A 13,035-nucleotide genomic window follows, 5' to 3' on the forward strand; every position below is an offset into this window, starting at 1 on the left:
TGGCATGCCCGTGGCACGCCGCAACGCGGAATCGTAGGAACCCGTGTTGCAGTGCGGTAGGGGGGTAGTCCCTACGTAGTCCTCCCGACGGCGCGGGAAGCTTGCGGAACGCTGACTCGACCCGAGCCGGCCGGCTCCGGCGAGCGCTACATGTTCCGGCGGTACTGGCCGCCCACCTCGAACAGGGCGTGGGTGATCTGGCCGAGCGAGCAGACCCGTACGGCGTCCATCAGGACGTCGAACACGTTCCGGTTCTCGATCACCGCCTGCTGCAACCGGGCGAGCATGGCCGGCGCCTGGTCGGCATGGCGGGCGTGGAATGCCTGGAGCCGGCGCAGCTGGCTCTGCTTTTCGTCCTCGGTGGAGCGGGCCAGCTCCAGCTTGTCCGGAATCGGGTCGCCGTGCGGATTGCGGAACGTGTTGACCCCGACAATGGGCAGTTCGCCCGTGTGCTTGAGCATCTCGTAATGCATGCTCTCGTCCTGGATGCGGCCGCGCTGGTAGCCGGTTTCCATCGCGCCGAGCACCCCGCCGCGTTCGGCGATGCGCTCGAACTCGGCCAGCACCGCCTCCTCGACCAGTTCGGTCAGCTCCTCGATGACGAAGGACCCCTGGTTCGGGTTCTCGTTGCGGGCCAGGCCCCACTCCCGGTTGATGATGAGCTGGATCGCCATCGCGCGGCGGACGCTGTCCTCGGTCGGCGTGGTGATCGCCTCGTCGAATGCGTTGGTGTGCAGTGAATTGCAGTTGTCGTAGATCGCGATCAGCGCCTGCAGCGTGGTGCGGATGTCGTTGAACTGGATCTCCTGCGCGTGCAGGCTGCGGCCCGACGTCTGGATGTGGTACTTGAGCTTCTGGCTGCGTTCGTTCGCGCCGTACTTCTCCTTCATCGCCACCGCCCAGATGCGGCGGGCCACCCGGCCCATCACGGTGTACTCCGGATCCATGCCGTTGCTGAAGAAGAACGACAGGTTGGGGGCGAAGTCGTCGATGTGCATGCCGCGCGCCAGGTAGGCCTCGACCAGCGTGAAGCCGTTGGACAGCGTGAAGGCCAGCTGGCTGATCGGGTTGGCACCCGCTTCGGCGATGTGGTAGCCGGAGATCGACACCGAGTAGAAGTTGCGCACGTTGTGGTGCACGAAATGCTCGGCGATGTCGCCCATCACCTTCAGGCTGAACTCGGTGGAGAAGATGCAGGTGTTCTGGCCCTGGTCCTCCTTGAGGATGTCGGCCTGCACGGTGCCGCGCACGTTGGCCAGCACCCATTCGCGGATCTTGGCGGCCTCGGTCGCGGTGGGCTCGCGGCCGTTCTCGGAGCGGAACTTCTCCAGCTGCTGGTCGATGGCGGTGTTCATGAACATCGCCAGGATCGACGGAGCCGGGCCGTTGATCGTCATCGACACCGACGTGGTGGGGCTGCACAGGTCGAAGCCCGAATACAGCACCTTCATGTCGTCCAGCGTGGCGATCGACACGCCCGAGTTGCCCACCTTGCCGTAGATGTCGGGCCGTGCATCCGGATCGTGCCCGTACAGCGTGACGGAGTCGAAGGCGGTGGACAGCCGCTTGGCCGGCATGCCTTCGGACAGCAGCTGGAAGCGGCGGTTGGTGCGGAACGCGTCGCCCTCGCCGGCGAACATGCGGGTGGGGTCCTCGTTCTCGCGCTTGAAAGCGAAGGTGCCCGCGGTGTACGGGTAGCTGCCGGGGACGTTGTCGAGCATCAGCCAGCGCAGGATCTCGCCGTGGTCCTCGTAGGCCGGCAGGCAGACCTTGCGGATGGTGGTGCCGGAAAGCGACTTCGTGGTCAGCGCGGTCCGGATCTCCTTGTCGCGGATCTTCACCACGTACTCGTCGCCGGCGTAGGCCTTCTGCATGTCGGGCCACTGGGCCAGGAGGTGCCCCGCATCGGCATCCAGCCGCTCGCGCCGGCGCGCGGCGAGGTCGAGGGCCGCCTCGGCGGCCGGCGCCCGGTCGGGCTTTCCGACCTTGAGCATCTCGGCGGCCGCCTCGAGCTGCTGGATCTCGCGCGCCAGCCTGGCCTGCGCACGTGCGCGCTGCTTGTAGCCGCGCACCGTGTCGGCGATCTCGGCCAGGTAGCGCACCCGCGCGGCCGGCACGATGGGCGTCTGGTTGGTGCTGTGGCGCACGCCCGCGGCCGGCAGGCGACCCTCCTGCAGCGGCAGGCCCAGCGCCGCCAGGCGCGGCTTGAGCGCCTGGTACAAGGCCGTGACGCCGTCGTCGTTAAAGCGCGCCGCCATGGTGCCGTACACCGGCATCTCCTCCGGTCGCCGCCCCCAGGCTTCCCGGTTGCGCTGCACCTGCTTGGCGACGTCGCGCAGGGCGTCGGCCGCGCCCTTGCGGTCGAACTTGTTGATCGCCACGAACTCGGCGAAGTCGAGCATGTCGATCTTCTCGAGCTGGCTCGCTGCGCCGAACTCGGGGGTCATCACGTAGACCGGCACATCCACCAGCGGCACGATGGCCGCATCGCCCTGCCCGATGCCCGAGGTCTCGACCACCACCAGGTCGAACCCGGCAGCCTTGCACGCGGCGATCACGTCGGGCAGCGCGGCCGAGATCTCGCTGCCGAAATCGCGCGTGGCGAGCGAGCGCATGAACACGCGCGCGCCCTGGCCCCAGGGGCCGATTGCGTTCATGCGGATGCGGTCGCCCAGCAGCGCGCCGCCGCTCTTGCGCCGCGAAGGGTCGATCGAGACCACCGCGATGCGCGCGCCGTCCGCCTGGTCCAGGCGCAACCGGCGGATCAGCTCGTCGGTCAAGGAGGACTTGCCGGCACCGCCGGTCCCGGTGATGCCGACCACCGGAACGCGCCGGGCCGCGGCACGATCGCGCACCTGCGCCAGCAGGGCAGCGCCTGCAGCTCCGTTCTCGATGGCCGTCACGAGCTGCGCCAGTGCCCGCCAGTGGCGGTCCTCGCCGCCTTCGATGGCGGCAAGCTCGCCAGGTGCGTGCACCGACAGGTCCTTGTCGCAGCGCATCACCATCTCGCCGATCATTCCCTGCAGGCCCATGCGCTGCCCGTCCTCGGGGCTGTAGATGCGGGTGACGCCGTAGTCCTGCAGTTCGCGGATCTCGGCGGGCACGATCACGCCGCCGCCGCCGCCGAACACCTGGATGTGGGCGCCACCGCGCTGGCGCAGCAGGTCCACCATGTACTTGAAGTACTCGACATGCCCACCCTGGTAGGAGCTGACCGCGATGCCCTGCACGTCTTCCTGCAGGGCGGCCGTCACCACCTCGTCGACGCTGCGGTTGTGACCGAGGTGGATGACCTCGGCGCCCATGCCCTGCAGGATGCGTCGCATGATGTTGATCGCCGCATCGTGCCCGTCGAACAGGCTGGCCGCGGTGACGAAGCGGACCTTGTGCGTGGGGCGGTACTCGGCGAGCGCCTTGAATTCGGCGGACAGGTCGGTCATGGGGGGGTGTCTCCAGGGTCCGGGCCGTGGCGGCCGGGAGGGAAAGTCTGCGCGCACCAGCTTAATTGACGTTTACGTCAACGTCAAACGAACGCGGTGCGATCGAGCCACTTCGGGTGCTCAGCCGCCGCCGTAGAGGTAGTTCGGCAGCCAGAGCGTCAGGCCCGGCCAGATGTACATCAGCACCATGCAGACGATCACGATGAACATGTACGGCATCATCCCCGCGAAGATCTGGTTGATCGTCACGTGCGGCGGCGACACGCCCTTCAGGTAGAAGGCCGACATGGCCACCGGCGGCGACAGGAACGCCGCCTGCAGGTTGACGAACACCAGAACGCCCCAGAGCATCGGGTCGATGTTGAAGTGCTGCAGCAGCGGCAGGAAGATCGGCACGAAGATCACGATGATCTCGGTCCATTCCAGCGGCCAGCCCAGCACGAAGATGATGGCCTGCGACACCAGCAGGAACTGGATGGGCGTGAGGTTCATGCTCAGGACCCACTGCTCCACCAGCGCCTGCCCGCCCAGGATGGCGAACACGGCCGAGAAGATCGCCGAGCCGATGAAGAGCCAGCAGACCATCGCGGTGGTCTTGGCGGTGAGGAACACCGCCTCCTTGATGCGCTGCCAGTTCAGCGTGCGAGCTTGCCACGCCATCAGGAAGGCGCCTGCCGCCCCCACCGCCGCCGATTCGGTGGCGGTCGTGATGCCGAACAGGATGACCGCCAGCACCACGAAGGTGAGGATGGCCAGCGGCATCACCGAGGAGATCAGCATGCGCAGGATCTCGAACTGCTCGGCGTCGAAGCGCCAGTAGTACCAGCCCAGCAGCGCCAGGGTGAGCACCGCGGCGATGGCGAAGCCCGTGTAGAACGAGGGCGGCACCGGCGGCGGCGCGTCGCTGCTGGTGGGCCCGCCCAGGCTCTGGGGCGGTGCATCGCCCAGGGTCGCCGGGGTCGCCCCGGGCGGCTCCTTCACGCCTGCGGCACCGGGCGGTTCGCGCAGGGCGCCGCCTGCACCGGGGGGCTCCTGCAAGCCGCCCGAGGACGGCGGCTCCTGCAGGCCGCCGCTGGCCGGCGGTTCTTTCAGGCCCTCGGCGGGTGGTTCGGCCAGGCCCGAGGCGCCCGGCGCCTGGGGCAGCGTGCCAGCACCGGGCGCTTCGGCTCCGCTGCCCGGGGCACGGTCGGCCAGGGCGGCGGCAGTCGGGGCTGCCGTGGGCGGCGCCTCGGTCTTCTGCGAGTAGATGACCACGTACCACCAGGTGGTGCCCAGGATGACCGCGCCCAGCAGGACGGGCACCAGCGACACGCCCAGGGCGCGCACCAGCATGCTCCAGCGGATCGCGGCCGCCTGGCCGGCGCCCTGCAGCGCGCGGCTGGGCGCGACCACCGCCGCCAGCAGCGCGGGCAGGATGCGGCGCGAATACGCGTGCGACACGTGGTCCAGCCACGGCGGCACCGGCACCTTCGACGCCTCGGGCGGCAGCTTGGGCGCGACGCGCGGGTTGATCGTCACCCAGCCGATCACGTAGATCAGGTACAGCAGCGCCAGAAAGAAGCCGGGGAACATGGCCGCCGCGTACAGCTTGACCACCGACTGCCCGGCGACGGCGGCGTACACGATGATCATCACGGACGGCGGGATCAGGATGCCCAGCGTGCCCCCGGCGGTGATGACGCCCGAGGCCAGGCGCACGTCGTAGCCGGCGTTGAGCATGGGACGCATCGCGATCACGCCCATCAGCACCACCACGGCGCCCACCAGGCCCGAGGCGATGCCCCAGAACGTGCAGATGATCAGCGTGGTGACGGCCAGCGAGCCCGGCACGCTGCGGAAGGCTAGCTGCACGCTGCGGAACATCTTGTCGACCAGGGCGCCGCGTTCCATCACGTAGCCCATGAGCACGAAAAGCGGGATCGACAGCAGCGTGTCGTTGTTCATCGCGCCGAAGGCGCGCTGCACCATCAGTTCGAAGATGCGGTTGTCCCAGAAGTGGACCGACGGGTCGTAGAAGGCGACGTACCCGAACATGATGCCCAGCCCCATGAGGGTGAAGGCGGTCGGGAAGCCCAGCATGATCACGCCGACGATGAGGACCAGCATCGTCAGGCCGAGTGCGGCGTTGCTCATCCCTTCATCCCCTTGGACTTCTCGATGGCCAGCGCCGCCGCTTCGGCGTCGACCAGCTCGCTGCCCGCAAGCTGCTGCGCCACCACGTCGGCTTCCTCGGCATCCTCGATGCGCGGGGTCCACTCGCCGGTGCGCAGGCACACCACGCAGCGCAGGATCTCCGACAGGCCCTGCACCAGCACCGACGCGCCGGCCACGGGGATGATGAACTTGAACGGGTAGATCGGCAGGGGCGTGGCGTTGAACGTGGTCTCGTGCATGGCCAGCGAGTCGCCGAAGTAGCGCCAGCCCGCCCAGGTGAGCGCGATCACGCCCGGCAGGAAGAACAGCACGTACAGCACCAGGTCGAGGCCGGCCTGCACGCGCGGGCGGAAGTTGCCGTACAGGAAGTCGCCCCGCACGTGGCCGTCGTGCGCCAGCGCGTAGGCGCCGCACATCATGAACAGCGTGCCGTACAGCATGTTGCTCACGTCGAACACCCAGGCCGTGGGCATGTTCAGGATGTAGCGCTTGAACACCTCGACGACAACCAGGACCATCAGCACGATGATCAGCCAGGCGAACGCCTTGCCGATCCACGTGCTGGTGGCGTCGACGCCGTGCAACAACTTCTGGATGCTCATGTTCCTCCGTCCTCGCCGCTGGTCGGCGGCCTGCACACAAAAAGCCGGCCAGGCACCGGGTTCACCCGATGCCTGGCCGGCGGGGACTGCGTCGCGCGCGCCGGATCAGGCCTTCTTCTGCCCGAAGTAGCGGTTCCAGGCCGGCTTGAAGTCGACCATGTAGTCGTTCTGCCACTGGCCGGCGCGGCGGGCGAACTCGCGCTGCGAGTCCAGCACGCGCTTGAAGAAGGGGTTCTCGCCCTGCTTCTTCTCGACCACCTTGTCCCAGGCATCGAGCTGCGCCTTCAGGATGCTGTCGGGGGTCTTGTAGAAGTTGACCTTGTCCTTGGTCTTGAGCTCGATGTAGTCCTTGGAATTGCGGTCGATCGCCTTCCAGCTCATGTCGGCGCTGGCGGCCTGCACGGCATAGTCGACGATGGCCTTGAGCTCGGCGGGCAGGGCGTTGTACTTGGTCTTGTTGAACAGGATCTCGAACTGCTCGCCGCTCTGGTGGTAGCTCTGGAGCATGCAGTTCTTGGCCACGTCCTGGAAGCCGAGCGCGCGGTCGGACGAGGCGTTGTTGAACTCCGCCGCGTCGATCAGGCCGCGATCCAGCGCGGGCACGATCTCGCCGCCTGGCAGCGGGTTGACCGCCGATCCGAGCTCGGTGAACACGTCGACCGCCAGGCCCACGGTGCGGAACTTCAGGCCCTTCATCTGGGCCACATTGGAGACCGGCTTCTTGAACCAGCCCAGCGGCTGCGTGGGCATTGGCCCATACAGGTAGGACACCACGTCCATGTTGATGGACTTGTAGATCTCCTCCAGCAACGCCTTGCCGCCACCGTAGTAGTGCCAGGCGAGCACCATGTTCGGGTCCATGCCGAAGGCCGGGCCGGACCCCCACAGGGCCAGCGCGGAGTTCTTGCCGTAGTGGTACGCGACGACACCGTGGCCCCCATCGAGCGTGCCCTTGTTCACCGCCTCCAGCAACTGGAAGGCCGGCACCACGGCCCCCGAGGGCAGCACTTCGATCTTGAGCCGGCCGCCGGCCATGTCGTTGACCTTCTTGGCGAAGTCGTTGGCGTACTCGTGGAAGATGTCCTTGGCGGGCCAGGTGCTCTGGAACCGGAACGACGTGGTCTGCGCCATCGCCACCATGGGGGCCGACATCGCGCCGGCGGCGACGGCGGCGCCCTTCAGCAGGCCGCGGCGCGAGTTCTTCTGTTGCGTCATGTTGTCTCCTTGTGCTTGGCTGTTGATCCGGATCCGTTGGCACGCTATCTTCAAAGCCGACATGCGCCCGGGTGAGAGGGTTTTCACCAGAAAGCACTCGTTGCACGGAAGCATGGACCCCCACGTTGTGTTACCGAATGAACAAACAGGAGACTTCTTGATGGATCGTCGTCATTTCTTCAGCGGCACCGCCGCGACCGCCGGTGTTGCGCTCGCGGGCTGCGCCGGCATGGGCGCCGCAGGCACGACCGGCGGGCGCATGCCGTTCAACGTGGCGACCACCACCATCCCGATCGTCGGCAGCGACGAGGTGTTTCCGGTCCGGCGCGTCTACTGCATCGGCCGCAACTACGCCGCCCACGCGCGCGAGATGGGCTCGGACCCGAATCGCGAGCCGCCGTTCTTCTTCCAGAAGCCGACCGACGCGATCCAGTACGTGCCGGCCGGCACGGTGGCCGACCACCCGTACCCCACGCTGACCAAGAACTACCACTACGAGGCGGAGCTCGTCGCGGCGCTGGGCAAGGGCGGCCGCAACATTCCCGTCGACAAGGCACTCGAGCTGGTCTACGGCTACACGCTGGGCCTGGACATGACCCGTCGCGACCTGCAGCGCGCCATGGGCGACGAGAAGAAGCCGTGGGAGATCGGCAAGAGCTTCGACCGCTCGGCGCCGATCGGGGCCATCCACCGCGTGGCGCAGACCGGCCACTTCCAGCGTGGCGCGATCTGGCTCAAGGTGAACGGGCAGACCAAGCAGAACGCCAACCTGAACCAGATGATCTGGTCGGTGGCCGAGCAGATCAGCAAGCTGTCGGAGGCCAACGAGCTGTTTCCTGGCGACATCATCTACTCCGGCACGCCCGAGAACGTCGGCCCGGTGGTCCGGGGCGATGTGATCGAGATGCACATCGACGGGCTGCCGAACCTGAGCGTTCGCATCGTCTGATCGCCCGGCGGGCCGCACTGGCAAAATCGGGCGCATGAACGCGCCCGTCCCACCCCGCCTTCCCGATGGTGTCCGGCCCGCCGAGGGCTATGCCGGCGACATCGCGCCCGAGCTGGCCGATCAGTGGCGACGCGCTGGAGATGCCGTGCTGGTCGACGTGCGCACCGACGCCGAGCGCGAGTGGGTCGGCTTTGTCCCGGGTGCGTTCGGACTTGCCTGGAAGCAATGGCCCGGCATGGCGGTCAATCCCGCCTTCGACCAGGAGCTGCGCCGTGCCGTGCCGCCGGGCCAGAAGGCGGTCTTCCTGTGCCGCAGCGGGGTGCGTTCCATCGCCGCCGCGCGCCGCGCGGCCGAGCTCGGCATCGAGGCCTACAACATCCTCGAAGGCTTCGAAGGCGACGTCGACGAGAACGGCCAGCGTGGCCGCAAGGGTGGCTGGCGCCTGCGCGGGCTTCCCTGGCGGCAGAACTGATTTTTTTCCTCCACACCATCTTCCTCCCATGGCCGTGAATCTTTCCGCCCCGCGCGCGGGTGACCTCCGTCCCGTGCCCGGCGTGACCATCGGCGTCGCCGAGGCTGGCATCCGCAAGGCGAACCGCAAGGACCTGACCGTGTTCCTGCTGGAGCCCGGAGCCAGCGTCGGGGGCGTCTTCACGCGCAACCGCTTCTGCGCCGCGCCGGTCCAGGTGTGCCGCGAGCACCTGCAGCAAGGCGACATCCGCGCCTTCGTGGTCAACACCGGCAACGCCAACGCGGGCACCGGCGAGGAAGGGCTGGTCCGTGCACGCGCCACCTGCATCGCGCTGGCGCGCAAGCTGGAGATTTCACCGCAGCAGGTGCTGCCGTTTTCGACCGGCGTGATCATGGAGCCGCTGCCGCTGGACCGCATCGAGGCCGGCCTGCCGGCCGCATTGGCCGATGCGAAGCCGGATCACTGGTTGCGCGCCGCCGAAGGCATCATGACCACCGACACTGTGGCCAAGGCGTTCAGCGCCACCGCCCGCGTCGGCGGCGCCGAGATCACGGTCACCGGCATCAGCAAGGGCGCCGGAATGATCCGGCCGAACATGGCCACGATGCTCGGGTTCCTGGCCACGGATGCCTGCGTTGCGCAATCGCTGATGCAGCAGCTGGCGTTCGAGCTGGCGGAGTCCTCGTTCAACCGGGTCACGGTCGATGGCGACACGTCGACCAACGACTCCTTCATCGTGGTGGCCACCAACAAGGCGCAGCACGCGCAGGTCACCCGCCTCGACAGCGATGATGGCCGCGCGCTGCTGGCCGCCATGCGCCAGGTCGCGCAGCAGCTCGCGCAGGCCATCGTGCGCGACGGCGAGGGCGCCACCAAGTTCATCGCCGTGCGCGTTGAAGGTGGACGCGACGCGCAGGAGTGCCGCCAGGTCGCGTACGCGATCGCGCATTCCCCGCTGGTGAAGACCGCGTTCTTCGCCAGCGATCCGAACCTCGGCCGCATCCTGGCAGCGGTCGGGTACGCCGGGATCGACGACCTCGACCAGACCCGCATCGATCTCTGGCTGGACGACGTGCACGTGGCCCGCAGTGGAGGCCGCAACCCCGCCTACCGCGAGGAGGACGGGCAGCGCGTGATGAAGCAGCAGGAGATCACGATCCGCGTGGGGCTGGGCCGCGGCGAGGCCGCCGACACGGTCTGGACCTGCGATTTCAGCCACGAGTACGTGAGCATCAACGCGGACTACCGCTCATGAGCGACCGCTTCGACTTGCTGATCGAGCGCGCCACCCGGCTGCTGGACCGCATCGAGGCCGTGCTGCCGCAGCCGCTGGGCGCGCCGGACTGGAACGCCTCGATCGCCTTCCGCTACCGCAAGCGCTCGTCGGGTCATGGCAGCCTCGAGCCGGTGCGGCACGTGGCCGCCATCCGGCTGGGCGACCTCAAGGAGATCGATCCGCAGAAGGAGCGCATCCAGCGCAACACCGAGCAGTTCGTGGCGGGGCAGCCGGCGAACAACGTGCTGCTCACCGGCGCGCGCGGCACCGGCAAGTCGTCGCTGATCAAGGCCTGCCTGAACGAGTATTCGGCGCGCGGGCTTCGGCTCATCGAAGTCGACAAGGCCGATCTCACCGACCTGCCCGACATCATCGACGTGGTGGCCGGGCGGCCCGAGAAATTCATGGTGTTCTGCGACGATCTCAGCTTCGAGGACGGCGAAGCCGGCTACAAGGCGCTCAAGTCCATCCTCGACGGCTCGGTGGCCGCCTCCACGCCGAACGTGCTGATCTACGCCACCAGCAACCGCCGGCACCTCCTGCCCGAGTACATGAAGGAGAACCTCACCTACACCCACACCGACGATGGCGAGGTCCACCCCGGCGAAGTGGTGGAGGAGAAGATCTCCCTGTCCGAGCGCTTCGGCCTCTGGGTGAGCTTCTACCCGTTCAGCCAGGACGAGTACCTGGCCATCACGGCCCAGTGGCTCGCGTCGTTCGGCGTGCCGCACGCGCGGATCGAGGCCGCGCGCGCCGAGGCGCTGGTCTGGGCGCTGGAGCGGGGCTCTCGCAGCGGCCGCGTCGCCTACCAGTTCGCCCGCGACTGGGCTGGCCGCCATCCGGGATGACGGGGATCCTGGTCGCGGATGCGGACCGGCCGCGCGAGGGCGGTCCGGCGCGCGCGCAGGTCGAGGTGGCGGTGGGGGTGCTGATCCGGCCGGACGGCGGCTTCCTGCTCACCAGCCGGCCGGCCGGGAAGGTGTACGCGGGCTACTGGGAGTTCCCGGGCGGCAAGGTCGAGCCCGGCGAGACGGTCGAGCAGGCCCTGCGGCGCGAGTTGATCGAAGAGATCGGGCTGGTGATCGGTGCAGTGCAGCCCTGGCGCGTGGAGCTGGTCGACTACCCGCATGCGCTCGTGCGGCTGAACTTCTGCAAGGTGTTCGAGTGGCGCGGCGAACTGCACATGCACGAGGGCCAGTCGTTCGCCTGGCAGTCGCTGCCGGTCGACGTGCGCCCAGTCCTGCCCGGCACGGTGCCGGTGCTGCAGTGGTTCGCCCAGGAGCGCGGCTTCACCGGCGCCACGCACGCCGGCTGAGCCGCTACTGCAGGCGCGGGTCGCCGAACGGCTGGTCGTCCGGCGGTGTTTGGTCGGGCACCCGGAAGCTTTCGCTGGCCCAGGCGCCCAGGTCCAGGTTCTTGCAACGTTCGCTGCAGAACGGCCGGTAGGGATTGGTCGGGGCGTAGATGCTGTTGCCGCCGCAACCGGGGCACTTGACCACCCGTGCGCGGGGCGTGTTGTTCTGCGCTGCTGCCATGTCAGGAGCAGAGCGTCAGCTCGAAGTCGGAGTTCCCGGTGCTGGCCACCAACTTGTCGCTGCCTTCCTGACGCAGCAGGCGCACCGACACCATCAGCCGGTTGCCGCTGATCTCGGGCACCAGCCGCAGGGAGGGATCGATGCGCAGGCGCAGCAGCTGGAAGGTGCGGCCCTGGGGCAGCGTCTGCTGGAACTGGCCGTTGGCGGCCATCACCTTCTGCGGCGTGCCGGAATCGCGCAGCAGCTTCAGCAGCATGTGGATCGACTCCGCCAAGGTGCCCAGCGGCCTGGCCCAGCGGGCCAGATCGGCTTGGCGGGTGCCCGCGTCGAGCTGTTGCCAGGCGTAGTAGCCCGGCAGGTCGAACTCGCAGGTGCCGCCCGGGATGCCGATGCGGCTGCGGATGCTCATGAGCCACTCGTTGTCGGTGAGTGACTGTCCGGCCTTGCCCGGCTGGCTGTTCAGGGCGGCGAAGTAGCCGTCGAGCTTGCCGATGACATCGTCCAGGACCGACTCGGCGATGGCCGGATTGCCCCGGTAGCCGTTCAGCACCGTCTTCTGCTTTTCCAGGTCCTTCATCACGTCGGACTTGAGGTCGGCTCGGGCCGCGACGTCCATCACCTCGAAGATCGTGGCCAGCGCGTAATGGTGGTCCAGCGGATGTTCGCGGGGAACCAGCTCGCCGAGGCGCCTGAAGAGGTGCTCCAGGCGCAGGTAGGTGCGGATTCGTTCGTTGAACGGATATTCGTAGAGGATCACGCTGTGGGGTGCTGCTCGGGCTTGCGCGAGCGCGCCATCATAGCCCCAACCCCTGCGCGACCTGCCCGACCTCCGCGCGCAACTCGTCCAGCCCGATGCCGTCGTTGAAGATGACAGCATCGGCCGCCGCCAACCGGAGCGAGCGCGGCGCCTGGGCCGCGATGATGGCCTCGACCTCGGCGGCCGCGAGCCCGCTGCGGGCCTGGACGCGCGCGACCTGGGTGACGGGCAGGCAGTCGACCACGACCACCCGGTCGACCTGCTGGCGCCAACGGCCGGATTCGACCAGCAGCGGCACGTCGAAGACGATGCACCGGGCGCCCTGGGCCTGCGCCGCGGCGACCTGGCGGTCGCTCTCCGCGCGAACGAGCGGATGCACGATGGCTTCGAGCTCGCGCCGCGCGTCGGGATGGGCGTAGACGTGGGCTCGCATCCTCTGGCGATCGAGGGCCCCCGTCGCGTCGATGAACTCCGGGCCGAACCGCTCAGCGATTGCCGGAATGGCCGGGCCGCCCGCCGCGGTGCTGGCCCGCGAAATGGCGTCCGCGTCGATGACGGCCGCGCCGAGCTCATGGAGCATCTCGAGCACGGTGCTCTTGCCGCTGCCGATGCCGCCGGTCAGTCCGACCTTCACG

At 68.2% G+C, this 13,035-nt stretch carries 12 protein-coding genes; 5 read left to right on the forward strand and 7 right to left on the reverse strand.

Annotated elements, in window-relative coordinates; all coding sequences use genetic code 11:
* Positions 1-146: 146 nt before the first annotated feature.
* The 4 genes from icmF to VFE82_RS10710 form a co-directional block, all read right to left on the reverse strand.
* A complete protein-coding gene (icmF, locus tag VFE82_RS10695) occupies positions 147-3,440 on the reverse strand; it encodes a fused isobutyryl-CoA mutase/GTPase IcmF (RefSeq protein ID WP_325000293.1) in 3,294 nt (1,097 codons plus the stop codon).
* 120 nt (positions 3,441-3,560) lie between these two features.
* Complete coding sequence (locus tag VFE82_RS10700) at positions 3,561-5,573, reverse strand: TRAP transporter large permease subunit (RefSeq protein ID WP_325000294.1); 2,013 nt, start codon at positions 5,571-5,573, stop codon at positions 3,561-3,563.
* Positions 5,570-6,196, reverse strand: a complete 627-nt coding sequence (locus tag VFE82_RS10705) for a TRAP transporter small permease subunit (protein WP_325000295.1) — start codon at positions 6,194-6,196, stop codon at positions 5,570-5,572. The genes VFE82_RS10700 and VFE82_RS10705 overlap by 4 nt, the downstream gene beginning before the upstream one ends.
* A gap of 105 nt (positions 6,197-6,301) precedes the next feature.
* A complete protein-coding gene (locus VFE82_RS10710) occupies positions 6,302-7,411 on the reverse strand; it encodes a TRAP transporter substrate-binding protein (RefSeq protein WP_325000296.1) in 1,110 nt (369 codons plus the stop codon).
* A 160-nt stretch (positions 7,412-7,571) separates the two neighbouring features.
* On the opposite strand from VFE82_RS10710, the gene VFE82_RS10715 reads away from it, so the two are divergent.
* From VFE82_RS10715 to VFE82_RS10735, 5 genes are read left to right on the forward strand one after another with little or no spacing between them, the layout of a single operon-like run.
* Positions 7,572-8,360: a fumarylacetoacetate hydrolase family protein gene (locus tag VFE82_RS10715; protein WP_325000297.1), complete on the forward strand. Its 789-nt coding sequence runs from the start codon at positions 7,572-7,574 to the stop codon at positions 8,358-8,360.
* A 34-nt stretch (positions 8,361-8,394) separates the two neighbouring features.
* The gene (locus VFE82_RS10720; RefSeq protein WP_325000298.1) at positions 8,395-8,832 is read left to right on the forward strand and encodes a rhodanese-like domain-containing protein; all 438 of its coding nucleotides are present in this window, start codon (positions 8,395-8,397) and stop codon (positions 8,830-8,832) included.
* 28 nt (positions 8,833-8,860) lie between these two features.
* Positions 8,861-10,087, forward strand: coding sequence for a bifunctional glutamate N-acetyltransferase/amino-acid acetyltransferase ArgJ (gene argJ / locus VFE82_RS10725; RefSeq protein WP_325000299.1), 1,227 nt, complete (start codon positions 8,861-8,863; stop codon positions 10,085-10,087).
* Positions 10,084-10,956, forward strand: a complete 873-nt coding sequence (locus tag VFE82_RS10730; RefSeq protein ID WP_325000300.1) for an ATP-binding protein — start codon at positions 10,084-10,086, stop codon at positions 10,954-10,956. The genes argJ and VFE82_RS10730 overlap by 4 nt, the downstream gene beginning before the upstream one ends.
* Positions 10,953-11,423: an NUDIX domain-containing protein gene (locus VFE82_RS10735; protein ID WP_325000301.1), complete on the forward strand. Its 471-nt coding sequence runs from the start codon at positions 10,953-10,955 to the stop codon at positions 11,421-11,423. The genes VFE82_RS10730 and VFE82_RS10735 overlap by 4 nt, the downstream gene beginning before the upstream one ends.
* A 4-nt stretch (positions 11,424-11,427) precedes the next feature.
* Here VFE82_RS10735 and VFE82_RS10740 read toward each other — a convergent pair whose 3' ends face one another.
* From VFE82_RS10740 to coaE, 3 genes are read right to left on the reverse strand one after another with little or no spacing between them, the layout of a single operon-like run.
* Entirely contained in the window at positions 11,428-11,643 is a 216-nt protein-coding gene (locus tag VFE82_RS10740; protein WP_325000302.1) for a DNA gyrase inhibitor YacG, read from the reverse strand.
* 1 nt (position 11,644) lies between these two features.
* Positions 11,645-12,400 (reverse strand): cell division protein ZapD, encoded by a 756-nt coding sequence (gene zapD / locus VFE82_RS10745; RefSeq protein ID WP_325000303.1) that lies wholly within the window; start codon positions 12,398-12,400, stop codon positions 11,645-11,647.
* Positions 12,401-12,437: 37 nt separating this feature from the next.
* The gene (gene coaE / locus VFE82_RS10750; RefSeq protein ID WP_325000304.1) at positions 12,438-13,034 is read right to left on the reverse strand and encodes a dephospho-CoA kinase; all 597 of its coding nucleotides are present in this window, start codon (positions 13,032-13,034) and stop codon (positions 12,438-12,440) included.
* Position 13,035 lies beyond the last annotated feature (1 nt).

The organism is Ramlibacter sp. (assembly GCF_035655895.1).
Taxonomy (GTDB): domain Bacteria; phylum Pseudomonadota; class Gammaproteobacteria; order Burkholderiales; family Burkholderiaceae_C; genus Ramlibacter.

Bases quoted from the DNA above. Each gene is read 5' to 3' on its own strand.
- icmF (WP_325000293.1), bottom strand. From the start codon at position 3,440: ATGACCGACCTGTCCGCCGAATTCAAGGCGCTCGCCGAGTACCGCCCC.
- VFE82_RS10700 (WP_325000294.1), bottom strand. From the start codon at position 5,573: ATGAGCAACGCCGCACTCGGCCTGACGATGCTGGTCCTCATCGTCGGC.
- VFE82_RS10705 (WP_325000295.1), bottom strand. From the start codon at position 6,196: ATGAGCATCCAGAAGTTGTTGCACGGCGTCGACGCCACCAGCACGTGG.
- VFE82_RS10710 (WP_325000296.1), bottom strand. From the start codon at position 7,411: ATGACGCAACAGAAGAACTCGCGCCGCGGCCTGCTGAAGGGCGCCGCC.
- VFE82_RS10715 (WP_325000297.1), top strand. From the start codon at position 7,572: ATGGATCGTCGTCATTTCTTCAGCGGCACCGCCGCGACCGCCGGTGTT.
- VFE82_RS10720 (WP_325000298.1), top strand. From the start codon at position 8,395: ATGAACGCGCCCGTCCCACCCCGCCTTCCCGATGGTGTCCGGCCCGCC.
- argJ (WP_325000299.1), top strand. From the start codon at position 8,861: ATGGCCGTGAATCTTTCCGCCCCGCGCGCGGGTGACCTCCGTCCCGTG.
- VFE82_RS10730 (WP_325000300.1), top strand. From the start codon at position 10,084: ATGAGCGACCGCTTCGACTTGCTGATCGAGCGCGCCACCCGGCTGCTG.
- VFE82_RS10735 (WP_325000301.1), top strand. From the start codon at position 10,953: ATGACGGGGATCCTGGTCGCGGATGCGGACCGGCCGCGCGAGGGCGGT.
- VFE82_RS10740 (WP_325000302.1), bottom strand. From the start codon at position 11,643: ATGGCAGCAGCGCAGAACAACACGCCCCGCGCACGGGTGGTCAAGTGC.